Here is a 19592-nt window from a genome sequence, read left to right on the forward strand (position 1 = left end):
GATGGTGCTTACGCGCTCAGCTGGCACGGCCCGTGACCGGAACCACCATGGGACCTACCTCCGGCAGGGTTTCACCCTGGACCGCCGCCTTGGCATCCATCTGGGCAGCGATTTCCTTGGCCCGTTCCAGCAGGGTGGGGACGATCTGATCCTCAGGCACTGTCTGAACCACCTTGCCCTTGATGATGATCTGGCCCTTGCCGTTGCCCGAAGCCACCCCAAGGTCAGCCTCCCTGGCTTCACCTGGGCCGTTGACGATGCAACCCATGACAGCCACCCGGATGGGGGCGGTGATGTCCTTGAGACCCTCGGTCACTTCCTTGGCCAGCTCGATTACATCCACCTGGGCCCTGCCGCAGGAGGGGCAGGAGATGATGTCGAAGTGGCGCTGGCGGAGCCCCAGATATTCCAGAATCTTGCAGCCCACCTTGACCTCTTCCACAGGCGGTGCGGACAGGGATACCCGGATGGTGTCGCCGATGCCCTCAGCCAGGAGCGCGCCGAAGGCCAGGCAGGACTTGATGGTCCCCTGCCAGGATGGTCCGGCCTCGGTCACGCCCAGGTGCAGGGGCCAGTCGCCCTTGGATGCCAGGAGCCTGTAGGTCTGGACTGTGGTAACGGGATCGTGGTGCTTGACGGAGATCTTGAAGTCGTGGAAGCCCACGTCCTCGAACATGTGGGCCTCTTTCAAGGCCGAGGCCACCAGGGCCTCAGGGGTGGGGCCGCCGTAGCGGGCGTAGATGTCCTTGTCCAGGCTGCCGGCGTTGACTCCGATGCGCAGGGAGATGCCCGCATCCGTAGCAGCCTTGCAGATATCTGGACCGACCTGGTCGAACTTGCGGATGTTGCCCGGGTTGACCCTGACGGCTGCGCAGCCCGCGTCGATGGCCTGGAAAACGTACTTGCTCTGGAAGTGAATGTCGGCGATGACCGGGATGGGCGACTTCTTCGCAATGATGGGAAGCGCGTCGGCATCATCCTGGCTGGGCACAGCCACTCGTACGATATCGCAGCCGGCGGCGGCCAACTCGGCGATCTGCTGCAAGGTCGCATTGATGTCAGCTGTGACCGTGTTGGTCATGGACTGCACCGAAATTGGGGCACCCCCGCCGACCGGCACAGGCCCCACCATGATCCGACGGGAACGGCGACGAGGATGCAGCGGAGTCTGACTGATGGCCTGCTCGCCTGTCTTGCGGAACCCTTGGGAGGATGTTGACTGTTCGGTCTTGAGAATGCTACTCACGCTGTCATGTCTATCAAAGCATCGGCCCTTTGGCGTGCCTCATGCTCGACTTGCTCCATTACCTCCACGGATGTGAATGTTCCCGGAAGATGCGTTTCCATGGCGTCCATGACTGAACGGATGGTTTTGACGATGTCCAGGTAAGGCAGCTGGTGATTCAGGAAGGCCCGGACCGCCTGCTCGTTGGCGGCATTGAAGACCGCAGTCATGGGCTCGCAGCTTCCCAGAGCCCGCCTGGCCAGGTTTACCGCCGGGAAGGCCTCGTCATCCAGCGGCTCGAAAGTCCAGGTGCTGGCCTTGGACCAGTCACAAGCCGCAGCCACATTGTCAAGACGGACGGGCGCCGACAGACCCAAGGCAATGGGCAGACGCATGTCAGGAGGCGAGGCCTGGCTTATGGTGGCCCCGTCCTGGAACTGGACCATGGAGTGGACCACGGACTGGGGGTGGACCACTACGGTGATCCGCTCGGGCTCGATGCGGAAGAGCCTGCTGGCCTCGATGACCTCCAGACCCTTGTTGACCATGGTGGAGGAGTTGATGGTGACCACCGGACCCATGGACCAGGTCGGATGGTTCAAGGCCTGTTCAGGGGTGACCTCACGCATGGCTTGGCGGCTCCAACCCCGGAAGGGACCTCCTGAGGCAGTGACCACCAGACGGGCTACCTCTCCATGCTGCCCCGAACGCAGGGATTGCCAGATGGCCGAATGCTCGGAGTCGACCGGGTTGATCTGGCCCGGCCGTATCTCGGCGTCAAAGAGCAGATGGCCTCCGGCCACCACGGACTCCTTGTTGGCCAGAGCCAGTTGGGATCCGGCCTGCAGGGCCGCAATGGATGGACGCAGACCGACAGACCCAGTGATGCCGTTGAGGACCAGATCACTGCCGGAACCGGCCAGAGCCTGAACCGCCTCCATGCCTGCCTCCACCTGGATGCCAGTCAATCCAATGGCTTCGAGAGCCCGATGCAGAGCCGGAACCTGGGCCTTGTCGGCCAGAGCCAGACGAGTCACGCCAAAATCGCGGGCCTGGCGGGCCAGAAGCTCGACATGCGCGCCGCCAGCGGCCAATCCAGTCACCTGGAACCGATCCCTATGACGACTGATTAGATCCAGAGCCTGCGTGCCGATAGACCCTGTGGATCCCAGGATGACCAGGCTACGAGGCCCCTGGTCATCATCCCTGGGCGACCAGTCTGCCAAGGTGCGTTCACTACCGGCCAACAAATCGGCCTGCCTACTTTCACTCATCACTGCAAGATGACTCATCGACCGCCTTTATCCTGCTCTCCCTCGTCACCGAAGGCGGGGAAAGAAATATCGGGGATGTCCAGATCCATCTTGGGCAGATCCTGATTGAGCAGGGAGGCCAGATAAGAATCCGGATCTTGGTCCTGTTTATTCCCACGCGTGTTTTGCGAATACCGGGGCTTGGCCCAGTCGGGCGTATCCGTGCTGCTTCCGGCTGTTTCTGCCCAGGGACGTTCACGGGTCTCAGGCGCTGCTGATGCCGGTTCCTCATAGCTGCCCAAGGGTCCGCCAGCGCCCAGATGGCCATCGACGAATGGCGAAGAGATAACCGAGGCGGCACCTGGTGTAGACGAAGCGACAGCGTCAGCACCTGCCGAGGCAGACGCTGGCGATTCTGGCCTTGCGGAGGGGTCGAACGCAGTCCCAGCCGAGGTGGAGGGGGCGGAAGCGACAGGTGCCGATTCGGTCTGGTGGAATACCGTCGGCTCTGGAGTCTGCAGTGCTGGAGAAGAGGAAGAAGGTGCCGCAGAGCTGAACGGCACTGATTGTACAGCCGACGCAGGTGCCGCAGGAGTGGTACGGGCTGGTGCAGATGCCGGGTCTGTAGCCGCTGGCGGCACCGAAGCGGACATGACCGATTCCTGTTGACCGGAGACTGCGGGATTGGCAGGGGCAATAGCAGATCCACCGCTGAATCCGGACGATGAGGCCGACCTCGCAGAAGAAGAGGCAGGAGCTGCCGCCGCCGCTGCCGAAGAGGGTGTATCAACACCCGTTGCACCGACAGCTGTGGCGCCAGCACCTACGGCTGCCCCAGCGCCTTCCTGGGCAAGCCGCTGGTTGACCGCCGAAGCCAGAGCACTCAGAGAACTGTTGGGCTGCGCCGTCGGCGTCGTAGGTGTCGTCTTCGTGCTGGCGGCCGGAGCCTCGAAGATGGCCCGCTCTGCCTGGTGCAGTTGAGCGAAATCATCCTGACTGCTCTGGTCACCCGCAAGAGCGGAGGCACTGGGAGTGCTCCATGCCGGTGCCTGGCTCTGTCCGATCAGCGGCTGAACGCCGGAAGATGAAGAGTCCTGGACCGGAAGCCGCGGCTGCGCAGGAACAGCAGCGGGCGCCGTCGAACTCTCGCTGGCTCTCTTTGCCTTTTCGCTAACCCGCGCAAAGGACTCAAGCTGCTCCAGGAGCTCAACTGCCTTGGCCAGGAAGAAGTCCACCTGACGCTCGTCATAACCCTTGGACCCTCGCCGCTGAGTGAAGATGACATTGGAGACGCGGTCAGCCGTGATGTCGGTGTTCTTCGACTTGCCCGAGTCCGTCTTCCGACCCTCCTGCAGGTTGAGCTGGTCAGAAGTCTTGTTGAGAACCTGCTCGATCAGCCGCTCCACCTGCCTGCAGTCGTATGAGGGCATACCAGCATCCCCGCGCTTGAAAACGCTGCCCGAGGGTCTGCCGGCATGAGCGGTCAGCTCTGATTGCAGACTGACCATCCTGGTCGTCCAACCATCCACGCCCACCCGGGCTATCTCCAGACTGGTCTGCCTGTCGGAAATCACCCTCTCCAGTCGGGAGAGGGCAGCATCTACCTGGGTGATGATATAGCCGTTCTTGCACAGGTCAAAGGAGGCATTGGCTATCTCCTCCTGGGTCAAATCAGGGTCCTGGCTCTCATAAAGTGAGTGCGCCCGCTCCAGGAAGGCATCCACCTGCTTGGTGTCATATCCCCACTTGCGCTTGCCCGAGCGCGCGATGGTCGCCTCGGTTCCACGGGCATCAGGCTTAGCTGACATCAGGCATCGACCTCCTGACCTTTCTTGTCAACGATCGTCGTGCATCGATTCTACGTGAGCGTTAAGACTCGACTTCGGGCACGCCCCCTAATGACCCCTGTGGTCCCGCCCGGACTCGAACCGGGGACATCCACCGTGTAAAGGTGGCGCTCTAACCAACTGAGCCACGGGACCAGCACACTACCTTACCAGAATACACGGTGACAAGGCCGCACGGTGCGGCTATAATCCACTAGGAATTCGCGGCCATTGTCCGCAAACAAGAGCAACACACCATACGACAGGGGGTTCGGATTGTCACAGACAGTCGATACAGGCAGTGGCAGGAAGACCAATCGCACCCTGGTGACGGTGGCGGTCTTCATTGCCACCTTTATGACGGCTATCGAGGGGACCATCGTCTCCACCGCCATGCCCACCATCATCGGGGACCTGCATGGGCTGTCCATCATGAACTGGGTCTACTCCATCTATCTGCTCATGACGGCGGTTACCACGCCCATCTACGGCAAGCTTTCAGACCGCTTTGGCCGCAAACCGCTGCTGACCATCGGCCTGCTGGTCTTCGTCATCGGGTCCACCCTGTGTGCCCTGTCCCAGTCCATGCCCCAGCTGATCGGCGCCCGTTTTCTGCAGGGCCTGGGGGCAGGTGCCATCCAGCCGCTGACCTACACGGTTCTGGCCGACATCTATCCACTGGACAAGCGGGCGGGCATGATCGGCCTGAACGGCTCGGCTTGGGGCATCGCCTCCATCATCGCCCCTCTGCTGGGAGGCTTCATCGTCCAGCAGATAAGCTGGCACTGGGTCTTCGCCATCAATGTGCCCATCGGACTGCTGGTCATCATCATGATTCAGCTCTTCCTGAGCGAGCATATCCAGGCGCGTGAAACCCGCGTCGACTACATGGGCATCGGACTGCTCAGCATCTGCCTGATCTGTCTCATGCTCTGCCTGCAGAGCCTGGGTTCGGCGGGCGATGCGCGCATCACCCTGATCCTGGCTGCGGCCACCGTGGTCACCTTTGCCCTGCTTCTTCATGTGGAGGGCCACCAGGAGGATCCCATCCTGCCTCTGCGACTCTTCCGCATCAGGACCTTCGTCATCCAGAACATCTGCATGCTCCTGGTGGCCGGATTCCTCATGGGCTTCGACACCTACATGCCCATCTGGATGCAATCCGTGCTGGGGATGAACCCCTCCCTGGGCGGCTTTGTGGTCACTCCATCCTCCATTCTCTGGCTCCTGGGCGCCTACCTTGCTGGACCGCTGACCATGCACCATCCGCCACACCGGGCCACCAACATCGGCCTGGCCTTCATCCTGACGGCCTGCATCTGCTACATAGCCGTTCCCCAGGCCACCGCCTACTGGGTCTTTCTGATCATCTCGGCCGTGGTCGGCTTCGGCTTCGGCCTAACCATCACCACATCAACCATCACCGCCCAGAGCGTGGTGCCCGCAGGCGACGTAGGCGCCTCGACCAGCTTCAACACCCTGGCCCGTTCCCTGGGGCAAACCCTGATGGTCTCCATCTTCGGCATCGTCATGAACACGGTAATTGCTCGCGAGGTGCCTCAGCATAAGGGACTGACTGAGGACATGATGAACAGCATGATCAACCCGGCTACGGCAGGGAGCATCCCCTCCCGCCTGCTTGGCCCAGCCCGCACCATCGTCTTCAACGGTTTGCATTGGATCTTCCTAGTGGGCCTGATCATCCTGCTCATGGCTCTGGTGGCCAACCTCTGCGACATACGCTCGCGGACCCTGCTGGCCGAATATCAGAACAAGGCCACGACGGTGGCTCCTGCCGTTGCCAAGAAGGACAAGCAGTAATTCCATTGGCCGTCCGGATTCCTTCGGGAATTTCTCATGATGAAAACGAGGTGGTGGGCATCGGGCTCAACCGATGCCCACCACCTCGTTCATTGGCGCTTATGCAATATGTCTGACTGCCGTAAGCCTCGGAACAGCCAGAAGTTTTACTTGCCCTTACCGAAGGCCCGCAGCTGAGTGGCGTTCCAATCCTTGCTGACGGTGGTAGGCATTAAGGCGTTCATGCCCGCCGTCTTGGCCGCATTGGAGACGACCCCCGGCGCCGATGCCCCAGGTCTGCCTGGTTTCGGGGTCAGCACCCAGAAAGGCGCGCCCTTGTTGACCATGGCCGAGGCATCCATTATGGTGTCCGCCAGATCGTCCTCGGCATCGCCGTCCCGCCACCAGATGATGACCCCATCCACGGCTGCGTCATAGTCCTCATCCACCAGCTCTTCGCCGGTCAGATCCTCGATCCTGGTCCGAATCCCGTCGTCGACATCGTCGTCCCACATCCATTCCTGAACAATATCGCCGGGATGAAACCCGAACTCTTCCGCTGTATAGGTTGTAGTCTCAGCCACGGTTTCAGCATAACAACACTGCCGGAATTCACCAATTGGACCGGCCTTGTCTTATTTGCCCTTGGTGGCCGTGCAGTGGGGCAGCCCCTCCCCCTGGCCATGGCCGATGGCCACCAGGGCCTTGTAAGCCTCGTCCAAGGTGGACACCCGCACATCACGCAGCCCCTGTGGCACATGGCCTGCCACCTGTGAGCAGTTGGCCGCCGGGGCCAGGAACCAGGTGGCGCCGTCCCGCTTGGCGCCCAGCATCTTCAGCTGGATGCCGCCGATAGCACCGACCTGTCCCTTTTGGTTAATAGTGCCGGTTCCGGCGATGGTCAAACCGCCGGTTTCCTGCTCAGGGGTGATCTTGTCGATGGCCCCCAGGGTATACATGAGCCCCGCCGAGGGACCGCCGATGTCGGCCACTCTCATGCTGAACTGCAGGCCTGACACGTCATACCCACGAGCCTTGAGAAAGGCCAGGGCCTGGGCCGAGGCGGCTTTCTGGGAGCCGTGCATGTCGCCCTGCTCCTGGCGCTTGTACTCCTCAACGCTCTGCCCGGGAGGCACCACGGCCTCCTGTGGAAGAACCGTCGCGTGGGGGTCGGCCCAGCCCACCAGGGCATCCAGATTGGAGGCCGGGTAGCCGGGGATTCCGCGGGCATTGACCGTGGTCATCAGCAAGCGGCCCTTGTCATGGTGGACCTGCCCGCCTTTCACCTTGATGACCGGTGAGCCTTTTGAACTTCCCAGCACATCCTGGGTAGGGCCCGGTGTCTCGATGGTATAAGGCGAGGGGAGGAAAAGCACCAAGAGGGCCAAAATGATCAAAAGACCGCCGACCAGCATTTTCCGGGTGGGTCCGCCAAGCGTCCCGATTCGCCTTTCGGGTGCGCCTGTGGCGCAGTGATCCGATTTCCCGTGCGGAAGTGTCATAGCTCCAATATTATGGTTGATGAAGACGATAATCCCGGCAGGCGCCAACCTTGATGGCGGACGACCTGCCTTGGCGAGGACTGGAAACAAAGCAATGGACGAGAATGCAATCCACCAATGGCTCATCGAGTGCTTCGGCCCGGTGCAGGGCGAGCTGGCCTGGAGTCAGTTCTCACAGCTGCCTGAGTCCATCCGCTCCCAGATGGCGGCCCAGGGAGCCGATCAGCTACCCAAACCCGCCGAGGTCCAGGCCCTGATCCAAGCCTTTACTGCCGGAGGGCTGAATACCCCGGCCGACATGCAGGCCCAGGCCGATCAGGGGCCCATCAACGTTGCACTGGCCAAGAACATCGCCTTGGGGCGCACCAGGGCCGACCAGTCTGATACCACTGTCACAGCAGAGGACAGCGACCGGGTGGCCCGAGTCATGAGCGAAGCCAACCTTTGGCTAGACACCGTCTGTGCCTTTGACCCCGCCCCCGGCCAAACCGAAGCCCTGACCCGTGCCGGATGGATCGAGGGCAGCATAGACGCCTGGGTTCAGTTCGCCTCGCCAGTGGCCCAGGCGGTCAGCGAGGCCTTGACCTCCGTCATAAGCCAACGCTTCCATGGCTTCGACCAAGGCGAGATTTCAGGAATGTTCGCTGGACCTGTGCCCATCCCCCTTCCCGACAACCTCAAGGATCCGACCACGCTGATGAGGCTGCTGGGGAACACCTCATTCGCTATGCAGCTGGGGCAGGCCGCTGGCGAGCTGGCCAAGGAGGTCCGCGGAGGATTCGACCAGGGCATCCCGCTACTGAAGAACCCTGCTGGAGCCCTCATACCGCAGAACATCAAGGTCTACGCCAAATCCCTGGAGCTGGATCTGGATGAGGTCACCCGCTACATGGCCCTCAAGGAAGCCGCCCATGCCCGGCTCTACGCCGCCGTCCCCTGGCTGATGCCACGCTTCGAGGCCCTGATTGGCAAGTATGCTCGTGGAGTCTCCATCGACTTGGACGCTGTGGAGGACCAGCTGCGCGATGCTGAGCAAATCAACCCCGAATCCATCGCTGGCGCCATCAACCTCAGCAATGTCGGCATCGAGGACACCCCTGAGCAGAAAGAGGCCCTGCACAGCCTGGGCGACCTGCTGGCACTTGTCGACGGCTGGGTAGATTGCGTGGTCTGGAACGCCGGTATGGCCCACCTGCCCCATTTGGAGCAGCTGCGGGAGATGACCCGACGCGAGCGCGCTGTGGGCGGACCGGCCGAACAGACCTTCGAGTCCCTGCTGGGCCTGCATCTTCACCCCAAGCAGCTACGTGAGGCCGCCGACCTCTGGGAACGCATCACCACCGAGGAGGGAGTCCAGGGCCGTGACAGCCATTGGTCCCATCCTGATCTACTGCCCTCCCTGCCTGTCAAGGATGAAGGCGGCCAAGGTGGGGCGTCGACCTCTGCAGACGGGCAATCCGAGCAGAAAACCGCCACTTCCGCCACCTCGGTGGACTGGGATGCCGAGCTGGACAAGTTATTGAATGCCGAGGAGAAAGATTCCTCTGCCGGTTCGACCGCTTCCGCCAACTCCGAAGCTTCTGATTCCGACATTTCAAATGATCAGGAACCTTCTGACCATGAGGACCCGGGCAACCAAAAGAGTGCCGGCAAGGATTCCAAGGACACCGACAACGGCAATACCGACCAGGATGACCCAGACAGAGACGATTCAGACAGCAACCAGGCCTGAGTTCCGGGGGCCGAATCGGTAGCGCTCAGCGGTGAATGAACCGGCTTGGGGCGCGTCGGACGAAGGCGCTGCCGTCCTTGTGCTCCGCGTAGGAAAGGTGGAGAGTGTCCTCGGCCCGGGTCACCCCTACATACATGAGGCGACGCTCCTCCTCCAGGGCATCCCCTTCCGGAGGTGAGCCAAAGGGAATCAGCCCCTCGGCACAGCCCACGATGAAGACATGGGCGAACTCCAATCCTTTGGCGGCATGAATGGTGGAGACCGTGACCCTCCCCTGGCCCATGCCACCCTCCAGCTGCTCCAGCACATCCTGCTTGCTCAGATCGACCGACTGGTTCTGCCAGCCTGACTCCGTGCGCACCCGGTAGCCGATTCCACGTTCGTGCAGGGCGCGGCAGATCAGGGTCTGCTGGGCGTTGATCCGCGTCAGGATTGCAAACTGGCTGGGCCGGGCCCCCTTCCGGATCATTGAAGATATACGAGAGGCGACGGCTCCAGCCTCATCACCATCGTCCTCATAACGGGTCATCACGACCCTGCTGCCCTCCTGACGGGCTGAGGTCAGCTTCAGATAGTCACCACGCACCGGGGAGCGCGCCAGAATGCCGTTGGCGTAATGGACAACCCTTCCCGTGGACCGATAGTCGGTGGACAAGTCCAGGTCAGCCCTAATGCCCGGGAATTCCTGGGGGAAGTTCAGCAGGTAATAGGAGGTGGCCCCCGCGAATGAGTAGATGGTCTGGGCCGGATCCCCCACCACGCACAGGTTCTGCCTGCCGTTGAGCCAGAGTTTGAGCAGCCGGTGCTGCAGTGGCGAGACATCCTGGTACTCGTCCACGGTCAGCCAGCCGATTAGGTTTCGAATATCTGCAGCAGCCTGACCATCATCTTCCAAAATGTGGCACACCAGCAGGAGAATATCGTTGAAGTCCATCTGGTTGTGGGCGGCCTTGGAGCTCTCGAAGACCGTGTACAAGTCGACCATCCGATCAGCCTCCAGACCGGCCGGCGGCAGACGGTGACTGGCCGAGCAGACCCGAACATAGTCCTGGGGGGCGATCAGCCCCACCTTGGCCCAGTTGATCTCAGCAGTCAGGTCCCTGACCTGGCCCGGGTCGGCCTCCTGCCCGCAGACCCGTTGGTAGGCGGAGGACACCAGGGGGCTCACATCTTCAATCAGATCGGGAGGGTAGGTCTCACTGACCTGGGGCCAGACCCGCCTGAGCTGGTGCAGGGCCGCCGAGTGAAAGGTCGCCGCCTGCAGGGAGGACGACACGCCAAGCTTGGTCAAACGATCACGCATCTCGGCCGCAGCACGGACCGAAAAAGTCACTGCCAAGGTTCTGGATGGCTCCCAGCTACCGCTGGCGCAAGCATAGGCCATCCGCCGGGTTATGGTTCTGGTCTTGCCAGCCCCGGCCCCTGCGACGATCCGCACAGGCCCGTCAAGCACGGTAGCCGCCTGCCGCTGGGCGGGATCCAGACCCTCCAGCAGTCGTTCCTCATCCTCATGCATACCCCCATTGTGTCAAAGGCCAATACCGGAACCAGCGGCGGCGTGCCCATGTGGTCAAGTGGACAACCGCGTCCACAACAGTCCTTGTATTATCCTTGAGAATGTGAGTGAACGAACGAAGCTGACCCTGGCCGCCCTGGCGTCGGCCGCCATGCCCGAGGTGCCCATGACCGGCGCGCGGGACTGTGACCAGCTCAGCAGCCTGGACCATGCACAGGGCGTGGACTGTGCCGTGGTCCAGGACGCGACCGGCAACGTCTACGACGTCTGGGCCACCAGTTCGGAGGCCGGCAAACGCCGGCTGACCGCTCGCGTCAAGGCGGCTCAGGCCCTGGCCGATGCCAAGGAGATGGCGGCCATGGGCTTCCGGGTCGAACGCATCCTGGCCTACCAGCCCGGCGAGAGGGTCGACAGTCCGACCGGCACCACAGCTGTTGCCGTTATGACCCACTGCCCAGGCCGAATCCGTCCCCTCCACCTGCTGACCATGAACGAATGCACCGCCGCAGGCACAGCCATCGGCGCCATCCATCGGGTGCGCCCTGATTTTCTGAAAACCCACGGCTATCCGGCCTTCTCCACTGCCCAGATCGCAGCACAACTGCGCGGATGGATCAAACGGTTGCGCATGGACGGCCACGTGCCCAAGGAAATCACTGATTCATGGGCTTCCATTGTGGCGACCGACGGACTCTGGTCCTTTGAAACTTGCACCGTGCACGGAGGCTTCTCCGACGGCGATCTGCTCTATTCAGGCTCCGGACTCAGCGGGGTCTACGGCTGGCAGAACATGCAAGTCAACGATCCAGCTCGTGATCTGGCCTGGATCTTCGCCAAGCTGGACGGGTCCCGTCGCAACGCCGTCATTGCAGCATATGGCAGGATGATGGGGGCCCGGCTGGACGACCTGATCATGCTCCGAGCCAATCTTTGGCTGCAAATGGAGCAGGTGGGCGAGTTCATCACCGCTCTCGATCATGCAGACAACGAACGGATCATCCAATTCAAGGCCCAAGTTGAGCGCCTGGCTCAGCAGCTGGGCGATCATGAGCAGGACCAGCGCGCCCGTCGCCAGCAGCAGACGCCAAGTCCGTCACCCGCTGGCGCACCCTCAACCATCACTGTTGGCACTCTGTTGGGCGACGATGAGGCTGAAGACCCCTCTGCAACCAAGCCACAGGAGAATCCGACGCCAGAGCCAGCCTCCGCCTCGACAGAAACGTCGGATGAAAGCTCGGCCACCATCGCCATCAACAGGGTGGAAATGGCTGACCTGGCTCTGGCCCAGACCGTCATGGACCACTCCGATGCCAGGAATAAGCCCATCAAGCAGGCCCAGAGCACAGACCTTGGCACCGACGCCCAACCCGAGCCACCAGCTGTTGCTTCCGTCCCCCAGGAAGAGAAATCAGGCCTGAGCGATCACTTCCGCGGCATCGGCAATCCGGTCACCGGCGACGAGGATACAAATGGCGAAGCGAAACCGCAGGCTGCAATGAGCGTTCCGTCCGCAGACCCGTCCGGGAACAATCAGCCTTCGAATGCCACTGAAGCGGGAGAGGACGCTTCCCAACCGCATGATGCATCGTCAGCTCAGACCCTTCCAAGCAATCAGGCCGAGACCATCGTCATTCCCAAAAAGCCCCTGCCCGAACAGATTCCCACGCTCACTGCAGAGGGACAGACATCGGCATCGCCGCCGGAGACCGGCTCTGCCCAGGAGGAGCATCACGGGGACGCTTAGAGCGTAATCACCCGGGTCAGCGAATAATGAGACCGGAAGATCCGTGGGCCGGCAGGTCTGGGCGACGGAGAAAAACCTTGGAGGTAGCAATGGATATCGAATTTGGCATCAAGAATGTGGCCCGCACGGTCAACTTCAGCACCAACGCCAAGGCGGACGAGGTGGCGGCCCACATCGCCCGGGCCCTGAACGAGGGCGGACCCATCGATCTGGTGGACGACAAAGGTCGGCACATCATCGTCCCCAAGGAGTCCTTGGGCTACGCAGTGGTCGGTTCCGACACCACCCATCCTGTGGGCTTCGGTGTACTGGGAGGCTCCTCCGACTGAGGCTGTGCTCGCCTGACGAGGGCGACCGGATCCTTCTGGTCCGGCCGCCCTCGATCTGTATTCGCTAACCCTCCCAGGCCACCGGACAACTTCCCCTGGCCCTGTCCACGATTTGGGCCACCACCTGGCCACTGGTGCTGTTCTCCCCCATGCGATTGGGCTTGCCTTGACCGTGCCAGTCCGATCCTCCGGTCACCAGCAGCCCCCAACGCTGGGCCAGGGCCAGTAGCCGTCGACGCTGCTCTGGCGGATTATCCCGATGCCAGACCTCCAGTCCGCCCAGCCCCTCCCTAGCCAGTGCAGCGATCTGCTGGTCGGAGAGCAGAATGGGATTGCGGCTGATGGCACCGGGATGGGCGATGACCAGGACGCCGCCTGCATGGTTGACTGCTGCCAGCACCTGGTGGGTGGTCGGCGAGGGCGTAGGCAGATAGTAGGCGCTGCCGGAGGAACAGACCCCGGCGAAGGCCTGGCTCCGGTCGGCATATACACCGGCTTTGACCAGGGCATCGGCGATGTGCGGACGGCCCACCGTGGTCTTTGATCCCTCCTTGACCTGGTCCAGCACATCCTGCCAGGTAATCGGATAATCCCGTGAAATCCGTTCGACCATAGTCCTGGTTCTGGTCAGCCTGGCTTCCCTGGTCTTGGCGAAGAGCCCGGCTATGACCGGATCCTCAGGATCGTAAAGATAGGCCAGCATATGAACCGATACACGGCCATCCTGCGCGGTGATTTCAGTGCCTGGCAGCAGGGGTATCCCCAAGTCCTGGGCCGCCTTACGAGCCTGATCCCAGCCCGCATTGGTGTCATGGTCGGTGATGGCCAGACCTTCCAGACCCAGCTGCTGCGCCTGCTCAACCATCCCCCTGGGCGTCACGGTGCCGTCGGAGAACACGGTGTGGCAGTGCAGATCCCAGCCGGAGGCCTTAGCAGTATCCTCATGCGTCATGCCTCCATCCTAAACTCGTGAACGATTCAGTGTCCCAGAGAACCTTCCCGACCATTAAGGTGATGGACTCCATGAGCGAACCGACCTCTTCAACATCACTGCAACAAGGTGCCAGATCCTTCTTCAGCTATCTGATTGCCGCCTTGGCCTCACTTGCAACCCTCTACGCCAGCCTGGTCCTGTCAGCGGAAACCCTGCAATTGGCACGGCACCCCCAGGGCCAGCTCAGCTGTGACATCAACTCTGTGGTCTCCTGCTCTGCCGTGGCCCAGTCCCCCCAGGCCGAACTGATTCGCCTGGGCACCCTGCCGGTCCCCAATGCCTTTCTAGGATTGATGGCCGAATCTGTCTTCCTGACGCTGGCCGTAGTAGGCCTCTGCCGGATCAAGATGCCGGCGCTGCTGGCGGCGGGAACATGGTTCGCCTCGCTTGCCGCCCTGGCCTATGCACTCTGGCTGTTCACCCAGTCGCTCTTCGTCATCCACGCCCTCTGCCCCTGGTGCCTGGTCATGACCTTCGCCACCAGCTTGCAGTTCATGGCTTTCAGTCACGCCACGGTCGTCCAGCAGGGTCTGCCGCGCAAGAGGCCAAAATGGCTGCAGACCTACTACCAGCGGCACTTCGATCTGATGGTCGACCTGATTTGGCTGGTCGCCCTGGCAACCATTGTTCTGGCCGTGGAAGGATCCGTCCTCTTCGGCTGATCAGCAACCGGGAATATTCTCCAGGGTCAGACGGGCCACCATTCTGGCCGGTCCTGTCAGCCACACATCCTTCGGATCCACGTCCACCTTCAGACTGCCTCCACCTACCTGAATGGTCCAGTGATCGACCCCGGTCAAAGCTCGAAGCAGCACTCCGCTGGCGCACAAACCGGTCCCGCAGGACAAGGTCTCGCCTACGCCACGCTCATAGACCCTCATGCTGGCCCGACCGCTGCCATTATCAGTATTCAAGGCGTCCAGACGCAGGAATTCCACATTCTGTCCCTCAGCCAGCCCGGGCCTGACCCGGGGGGGAGCCGACAGATCCAGATCGCCCAGGTCAGGCAGATCAGCTCTGGACAGCAGGTCGGTCACGGTCCCAGGCAGTCCCTCGGTCTCCAATTCGGCAGCGGCTGAGGCCAGAACGACTGCATGGGGATTGCCCATATCCACCAAGGTGCCAGGAGCCGAGCCTCTTAGGACCTCGCCGTCGACCAGCTGTTGCCCCACCGAGCCCAACCGCCAAGCTCCGACCTTGACCTTGAAGACATGCTCGCCATCGCACTTCATCGGACTGCGCGAGACAATCCGCTTGACCCCTGCCCGGGTCCCCAGCAGAAAGGAGGATCCCTCCATGGTCGGCGTCAGCCCCTGCTTCTGAGCGAAGAGGGTGACGGCTCGCGTCCCGTTGCCGCACATCTGCGCCAGTGATCCGTCCGCGTTGCGGTAGTCCATGAACCACTGACAGCCGAAACGGTCACAGGCATCCACCTGCTCCTGGTTCAAGTCGCTGACATCGGCCGGATGGGTCAGCCGGATCACCCCGTCGGCTCCGACCCCGAAATGCCGGTCACACAGCCACCGCACCTGGTCTGCCGTAGGTTCCAGATCCCCCCGGGGATCGGCGTAGACCACGAAATCGTTGCCGGTGGCTTGCATTTTGTAAACAGTCCGGGGAATACTCATGCTTGTAGCGTACGGCCCTTCGGCGACAGGCTAGGCTGGTTCTTCGGCTGCGAAAGGAGCAGATCATATGGCATCAGATGCACCGATCGGGATCTTCGACTCCGGGCTCGGCGGTCTGAGCGTCACCGCAGCCATCCAGAAGCTTTTGCCCCAAGAGAATCTGCTCTATTTCGGCGATTCCGCCTACGCTCCCTACGGCACCAAGGAGCCGGTCCAGATCGCCCAGCGCTGCCATGTCATCGGCGACCGGTTCATGGACCTGGGCGTCAAGGCCATGGTCATCGCCTGCAACACCGCCACCAGCGTCTGCGTGGATGAGATGCGCCAGCGCTACCCGGTTCCTGTTATCGGCATGGAGCCGGCCCTGAAGCTGGCTTGCACTCGAGGCGGAGGCCGACCCCAACGGGTTCTGGTCACGGCAACCCCGCTGACCTTGAAGGAGGCCAAGTTCTCGTGCCTGATGGCTCGGTTCTCCGGCAGGCACACCATTCTCACCCAGCCCTGCCCAGACCTGGTGACCATTGTGGAGTCTGACAGGCTGAATGACCAGGCTCTGGTCGATGCCACCCTGCACCGTTACTTGGATCCCTATGACCTACAGACTCTGGATGCCTTGGTTCTGGGCTGCACCCACTTCGTCTTCTTCCGCAAGCCTATCGCACGCATCTGCCCGCCGAGCCTGGCACTGATCGACGGCAACCCGGGAACGGCCCGCCACCTCAAGGATCTGCTGACCCAAGACGATGCCCTCAACCAGGGCCCTGGCCCCGGCAGAGTACAGATCGCCAACTCTGATTCCTCACCGGCTATGCTGGATTTGTCCAAACGGCTGCTGGCCTCCTGCCGCCCCTGAACAGCTTGTCCGACGTTCACGCATAAGCTGTCATCAAGCTCGGATATCTGTCAGGAATCGAGGTGCTTATGGCACGCAAAAGAACAGCCGTCATTGACGTAGGCGGCGGCTACCGGTCCATCTTCGGCGCCGGCGTCTTCGACCGCTGCATGGAGCAGGGCATCACCTTCGATCACTGCTATGGGGTCTCAGCAGGCAGCGCCAATCTTGCTTCATTCCTGTCGGGCCAGCTCAGACGCTGCTACCGCTTCTACACCGTCTACTCCTCCCGCAAGGAGTATGCGAGCGTGAGCAACTTCCTGACCAAGCACACCTTCGTCGACCTGGACTACGTCTACGGCAAACTTTCGGCGCACGATGGGGAATGCCCGCTGGATTACCAGGCTCTGAAGGCCAACCCGGCCCTGTTCACCGTAGTGGCTTGCAAGGCCACTGACGGATCCACCGTCTACTTTGACAAGTCCGACCTGGCCCAGGACGACTATGACATCCTCAAGGCCTCGTCCACTGTGCCGGTGGCCAACAAGCCCTACATGATCGATGGAGTGCCCTATCTGGACGGCGGCATCGCCGACCCGGTCCCGGTCCGCAAGGCCATGGATGAGGGCTATGAACGCATCGTTCTGGTTCTGACCCGCCAGAGGGATATTCTGCGCGAGCAGAAGAAGGATGTCCTGCCGGCCCGGATCCTGTCGAGGACCTATCCAGCGGCCGGCGAGCGCCTGATGGAGCGCTACCGCACCTACAATGACGAGGTCGCCTTGGCCAAGCAGGCCGAAAAGGAGGGCCAGGTGCTCATCCTGGCCCCGGACAGCCTGTGCGGGCTGACCACACTGAGCAAGTCACTCAAGGGACTCAACGCCATGTACGACAAGGGCTATCGGGCCGCCGAGGCCATAGCCGACTTCCTGGAAAGCTGAACCCCGTCCCCGCACGACTCTCCATGCGGAGTTTTCCTTTTCCTGTTTTGGTCGAGCTCTTTTACGAACCTTACAGTATTGGCGCCCCGGTCTCGCTCTCTGTGCCTGCACTCCTGCGACCGTGGCGGGGATCCGCACTCCCCTGGCTGCTCTGGGCAGTCATCAGCGCTGCGGTCATCTGGTTGAAGAGCTCGTTGTAGCCGCCAGGGGTCGCCGCTGGCAGAACCAGAGTCTTGGCATTGTCGGACTCGGCAAGCGAACGCATCACATCCAGATATTGGTTGAAGAGCACCACGTTGTTGACAGCATCGATATCCATACCTACGGCCCGAAGACTGTTGATCTGATCCACAATGCCGTTGGCGATCTCCCGCCGGTAGTTGGCCTGGCCCTCGCCCTGCATCCTGGTCTTTTCGGCATCCGCCCTGGCCTGGGTCTCGATCTCGATCCGTCGGGCCTCGGCACGCTCCCTGGTGGCCTCCTTCTCACGCTGGGCCGCATTGATGGAGTCCATGGCCTGCTTGACCTGGGTGGACGGATCGATGGCGGTGACCAAGGTCTTGATGACCGAAAATCCGAAACGCTGCATCTCCTGGCCCACGGTCTGCTGAACGTCGGAGGCGATGTCATCCTTGCGGGCGAAGGCATCATCCAGGCTCAGCGCGGGAATGGCTGACCTGAGAGCATCCTCCATGTAGGAGCGCAGCTGGCCCGCCGGATCGACCAGCTCGTAGTATGCCGTAGCCACGTTGGCCGCCTCCACACGGAACTGCGCGGAGACCTCCACGGTGACGAAGACGTTGTCCTTGGTCTTGGTCTCCAGCTTGACGTTCAGCTGGTTGACCCGCAGGTTGGTCTTGGCGGCTATCCGGTCCACCAGGGGGATCTTGGCGTGGATGCCCGCCAGCGCCACCCGGTGGTACTTGCCGAAGCGCTCAATGACGTCCGCCTGCTGCTGGGGCACCACGAAAATTCCCAGGAGGAAGATGATCAGCGCCAGAATCAGCACGGCGATCACAATGGCGATGCCTAGATGCATGAGTGTTCTCCTTCGAGCTTAAAACCCTTGTATGTCGGACCTGAAAACCGCACCATTCCGGCCTTTCCTCTCATCACCATACATGATGGACTCGTCTGAATAATCGGTTCGGGCACTATAGCCGTAATAGACTCGGCTTAACAAGACTTCAACCCGAAAGGATGAACATGGCAAAACTACGCGGCATCGACGCCGAAATCTTCCCCCTGGTCCTGGGCGGCAACACCTTTGGATGGACCAGCGACGAATCTGTGTCTGACCAGGTCCTGGATGCCTATACGGCATCCGGAGGCAACCTGATCGATACAGCTGATGTCTACTCAGCCTGGGCCCCCGGCCACTCCGGCGGCGAATCCGAGATCGTCCTGGGCCGCTGGCTGGCCAAGAACGGCAACCGCAACAAGGTCCTGGTGGCTACCAAGGTCAGCCAGCACCCCCAGTACTCCGGTCTTTCGGCCAAGAATATCGAGGCCGCTGCCGATGCCTCCCTGCTCAGGCTGGGCCTGGATGTAATCGATCTTTACTACGCCCACTTCGACGACAGCTCCACCCCCTTGGAGGAGACCGCAGCAGCCTTTGACAAGCTGGTCAAAGAGGGCAAGGTCCGGGCCATCGGCCTGTCCAACTACACGCCAGACCGGATCCGCGAGTGGTTCAGCATTGCTCGCAAGGAAGGCCTGACCCTGCCGGTGGCCCTGGAGCCGCAATACAATCTGGTCTACCGCAAGGACTACGAGAATGGCCTTATGCCAGTTGCCAAGGACGAGAATCTGGCGGTCTTCCCTTACTTCTCACTGGCCTCGGGCTTCCTGACGGGCAAGTACCGGACCATGGACGACCTCAAGGGTAAGCAGCGTGAGGGCATGGTCAAGGACTTCTTCACCCAGGAGGGGCTGGATGTGGTCGCCGCCATGGACGGCATCGCCAAGGCCCACGGGGTCGAGCTGGCCACAGTAGCCCTGGCCTGGCTCAACCACAGGCCTGGGATTGCGGCCCCTATCGCCTCTGCGCGCACCCCTGAGCAGCTGCCGGCCCTCCTGGCCGCTGCCCATCTGGAACTGAGCGACGAGGATATGCAGACCCTGGACCAGGTCAGCGACAAGGTCAAGGGCTGATCTGCAAACTTCGCTGCCCGCTGCACGGCCAAGTGTGCCACAAGCGGACACCCAGCCAGGCAGGTCGAACGGAAAAGGGCTTCCATCTGATACAGGATGGAAGCCCTTTTGTACAG

General features: G+C 61.7%; 17 protein-coding genes and 1 tRNA gene. 8 read left to right on the plus strand and 10 right to left on the minus strand.

What is annotated here, in order from left to right; all coding sequences use genetic code 11:
• Positions 1-16: 16 nt before the first annotated feature.
• From ispG to H3T90_RS02630, 4 genes are all read right to left on the minus strand, one after another.
• Positions 17-1246: a flavodoxin-dependent (E)-4-hydroxy-3-methylbut-2-enyl-diphosphate synthase gene (gene ispG / locus H3T90_RS02615; RefSeq protein WP_176694635.1), complete on the minus strand. Its 1230-nt coding sequence runs from the start codon at positions 1244-1246 to the stop codon at positions 17-19.
• Positions 1243-2517, minus strand: a complete 1275-nt coding sequence (dxr, locus tag H3T90_RS02620) for a 1-deoxy-D-xylulose-5-phosphate reductoisomerase (RefSeq protein ID WP_232350490.1) — start codon at positions 2515-2517, stop codon at positions 1243-1245. The genes ispG and dxr overlap by 4 nt, the downstream gene beginning before the upstream one ends.
• Entirely contained in the window at positions 2514-4286 is a 1773-nt protein-coding gene (locus H3T90_RS02625) for a DivIVA domain-containing protein (protein ID WP_198229489.1), read from the minus strand. The genes dxr and H3T90_RS02625 overlap by 4 nt, the downstream gene beginning before the upstream one ends.
• A 100-nt stretch (positions 4287-4386) precedes the next feature.
• Positions 4387-4460, minus strand: a tRNA-Val gene (locus H3T90_RS02630).
• A gap of 75 nt (positions 4461-4535) precedes the next feature.
• Between H3T90_RS02630 and H3T90_RS02635 the strand changes: the two genes are divergently transcribed.
• On the plus strand, positions 4536-6125 hold the full coding sequence (locus H3T90_RS02635) for an MDR family MFS transporter (RefSeq protein WP_232350491.1): 1590 nt from the start codon (positions 4536-4538) through the stop codon (positions 6123-6125).
• Between the two features lie 146 nt (positions 6126-6271).
• Here the strand turns inward: H3T90_RS02635 and H3T90_RS02640 are convergent, their stop codons facing one another.
• On the minus strand, positions 6272-6688 hold the full coding sequence (locus tag H3T90_RS02640; protein ID WP_024627263.1) for a DUF3052 domain-containing protein: 417 nt from the start codon (positions 6686-6688) through the stop codon (positions 6272-6274).
• Positions 6689-6739: 51 nt separating this feature from the next.
• A complete protein-coding gene (locus tag H3T90_RS02645) occupies positions 6740-7606 on the minus strand; it encodes a S16 family serine protease (RefSeq protein WP_141650048.1) in 867 nt (288 codons plus the stop codon).
• A gap of 94 nt (positions 7607-7700) precedes the next feature.
• Here H3T90_RS02645 and H3T90_RS02650 point away from each other — a divergent pair, with 94 nt between their 5' ends.
• On the plus strand, positions 7701-9338 hold the full coding sequence (locus H3T90_RS02650; protein ID WP_198229490.1) for a zinc-dependent metalloprotease: 1638 nt from the start codon (positions 7701-7703) through the stop codon (positions 9336-9338).
• A gap of 25 nt (positions 9339-9363) precedes the next feature.
• Here the strand turns inward: H3T90_RS02650 and H3T90_RS02655 are convergent, their stop codons facing one another.
• Complete coding sequence (locus tag H3T90_RS02655; protein ID WP_198229491.1) at positions 9364-10854, minus strand: ATP-dependent helicase; 1491 nt, start codon at positions 10852-10854, stop codon at positions 9364-9366.
• 103 nt (positions 10855-10957) lie between these two features.
• Between H3T90_RS02655 and H3T90_RS02660 the strand changes: the two genes are divergently transcribed.
• Positions 10958-12598 (plus strand): phosphotransferase, encoded by a 1641-nt coding sequence (locus tag H3T90_RS02660; RefSeq protein WP_198229492.1) that lies wholly within the window; start codon positions 10958-10960, stop codon positions 12596-12598.
• Positions 12599-12687: 89 nt separating this feature from the next.
• Complete coding sequence (locus H3T90_RS02665) at positions 12688-12927, plus strand: DUF3107 domain-containing protein (RefSeq protein WP_046322632.1); 240 nt, start codon at positions 12688-12690, stop codon at positions 12925-12927.
• A gap of 64 nt (positions 12928-12991) precedes the next feature.
• On the opposite strand, the gene H3T90_RS02670 is transcribed toward H3T90_RS02665, so the two are convergent.
• Positions 12992-13879, minus strand: coding sequence for a PHP domain-containing protein (locus H3T90_RS02670; RefSeq protein WP_198207247.1), 888 nt, complete (start codon positions 13877-13879; stop codon positions 12992-12994).
• A 71-nt stretch (positions 13880-13950) separates the two neighbouring features.
• Between H3T90_RS02670 and H3T90_RS02675 the strand changes: the two genes are divergently transcribed.
• Complete coding sequence (locus H3T90_RS02675) at positions 13951-14583, plus strand: vitamin K epoxide reductase family protein (RefSeq protein WP_198207249.1); 633 nt, start codon at positions 13951-13953, stop codon at positions 14581-14583.
• Here H3T90_RS02675 and dapF read toward each other — a convergent pair whose 3' ends face one another.
• Entirely contained in the window at positions 14584-15549 is a 966-nt protein-coding gene (gene dapF / locus H3T90_RS02680) for a diaminopimelate epimerase (protein ID WP_198207251.1), read from the minus strand.
• Between the two features lie 67 nt (positions 15550-15616).
• On the opposite strand from dapF, the gene murI reads away from it, so the two are divergent.
• Positions 15617-16402: a glutamate racemase gene (gene murI, locus H3T90_RS02685; RefSeq protein WP_198229493.1), complete on the plus strand. Its 786-nt coding sequence runs from the start codon at positions 15617-15619 to the stop codon at positions 16400-16402.
• A gap of 68 nt (positions 16403-16470) precedes the next feature.
• A complete protein-coding gene (locus H3T90_RS02690) occupies positions 16471-17322 on the plus strand; it encodes a patatin-like phospholipase family protein (RefSeq protein WP_198229494.1) in 852 nt (283 codons plus the stop codon).
• A gap of 70 nt (positions 17323-17392) precedes the next feature.
• Here the strand turns inward: H3T90_RS02690 and H3T90_RS02695 are convergent, their stop codons facing one another.
• Positions 17393-18361: an SPFH domain-containing protein gene (locus H3T90_RS02695; protein ID WP_198229495.1), complete on the minus strand. Its 969-nt coding sequence runs from the start codon at positions 18359-18361 to the stop codon at positions 17393-17395.
• Between the two features lie 167 nt (positions 18362-18528).
• Here H3T90_RS02695 and H3T90_RS02700 point away from each other — a divergent pair, with 167 nt between their 5' ends.
• Entirely contained in the window at positions 18529-19476 is a 948-nt protein-coding gene (locus tag H3T90_RS02700; RefSeq protein WP_198229496.1) for an aldo/keto reductase, read from the plus strand.
• Positions 19477-19592: the final 116 nt, after the last annotated feature.

This window comes from Bifidobacterium polysaccharolyticum (genome assembly GCF_016101585.1).
Lineage (GTDB): Bacteria > Actinomycetota > Actinomycetes > Actinomycetales > Bifidobacteriaceae > Bombiscardovia > Bombiscardovia polysaccharolytica.

Bases quoted from the DNA above. Each gene is read 5' to 3' on its own strand.
- H3T90_RS02690 (WP_198229494.1), top strand. From the start codon at position 16,471: ATGGCACGCAAAAGAACAGCCGTCATTGACGTAGGCGGCGGCTACCGG.
- H3T90_RS02675 (WP_198207249.1), top strand. From the start codon at position 13,951: ATGAGCGAACCGACCTCTTCAACATCACTGCAACAAGGTGCCAGATCC.
- H3T90_RS02695 (WP_198229495.1), bottom strand. From the start codon at position 18,361: ATGCATCTAGGCATCGCCATTGTGATCGCCGTGCTGATTCTGGCGCTG.
- dxr (WP_232350490.1), bottom strand. From the start codon at position 2,517: ATGAGTCATCTTGCAGTGATGAGTGAAAGTAGGCAGGCCGATTTGTTG.
- H3T90_RS02700 (WP_198229496.1), top strand. From the start codon at position 18,529: ATGGCAAAACTACGCGGCATCGACGCCGAAATCTTCCCCCTGGTCCTG.
- H3T90_RS02645 (WP_141650048.1), bottom strand. From the start codon at position 7,606: ATGACACTTCCGCACGGGAAATCGGATCACTGCGCCACAGGCGCACCC.
- H3T90_RS02625 (WP_198229489.1), bottom strand. From the start codon at position 4,286: ATGTCAGCTAAGCCTGATGCCCGTGGAACCGAGGCGACCATCGCGCGC.
- H3T90_RS02665 (WP_046322632.1), top strand. From the start codon at position 12,688: ATGGATATCGAATTTGGCATCAAGAATGTGGCCCGCACGGTCAACTTC.
- dapF (WP_198207251.1), bottom strand. From the start codon at position 15,549: ATGAGTATTCCCCGGACTGTTTACAAAATGCAAGCCACCGGCAACGAT.
- H3T90_RS02655 (WP_198229491.1), bottom strand. From the start codon at position 10,854: ATGCATGAGGATGAGGAACGACTGCTGGAGGGTCTGGATCCCGCCCAG.
- murI (WP_198229493.1), top strand. From the start codon at position 15,617: ATGGCATCAGATGCACCGATCGGGATCTTCGACTCCGGGCTCGGCGGT.
- H3T90_RS02650 (WP_198229490.1), top strand. From the start codon at position 7,701: ATGGACGAGAATGCAATCCACCAATGGCTCATCGAGTGCTTCGGCCCG.
- H3T90_RS02670 (WP_198207247.1), bottom strand. From the start codon at position 13,879: ATGACGCATGAGGATACTGCTAAGGCCTCCGGCTGGGATCTGCACTGC.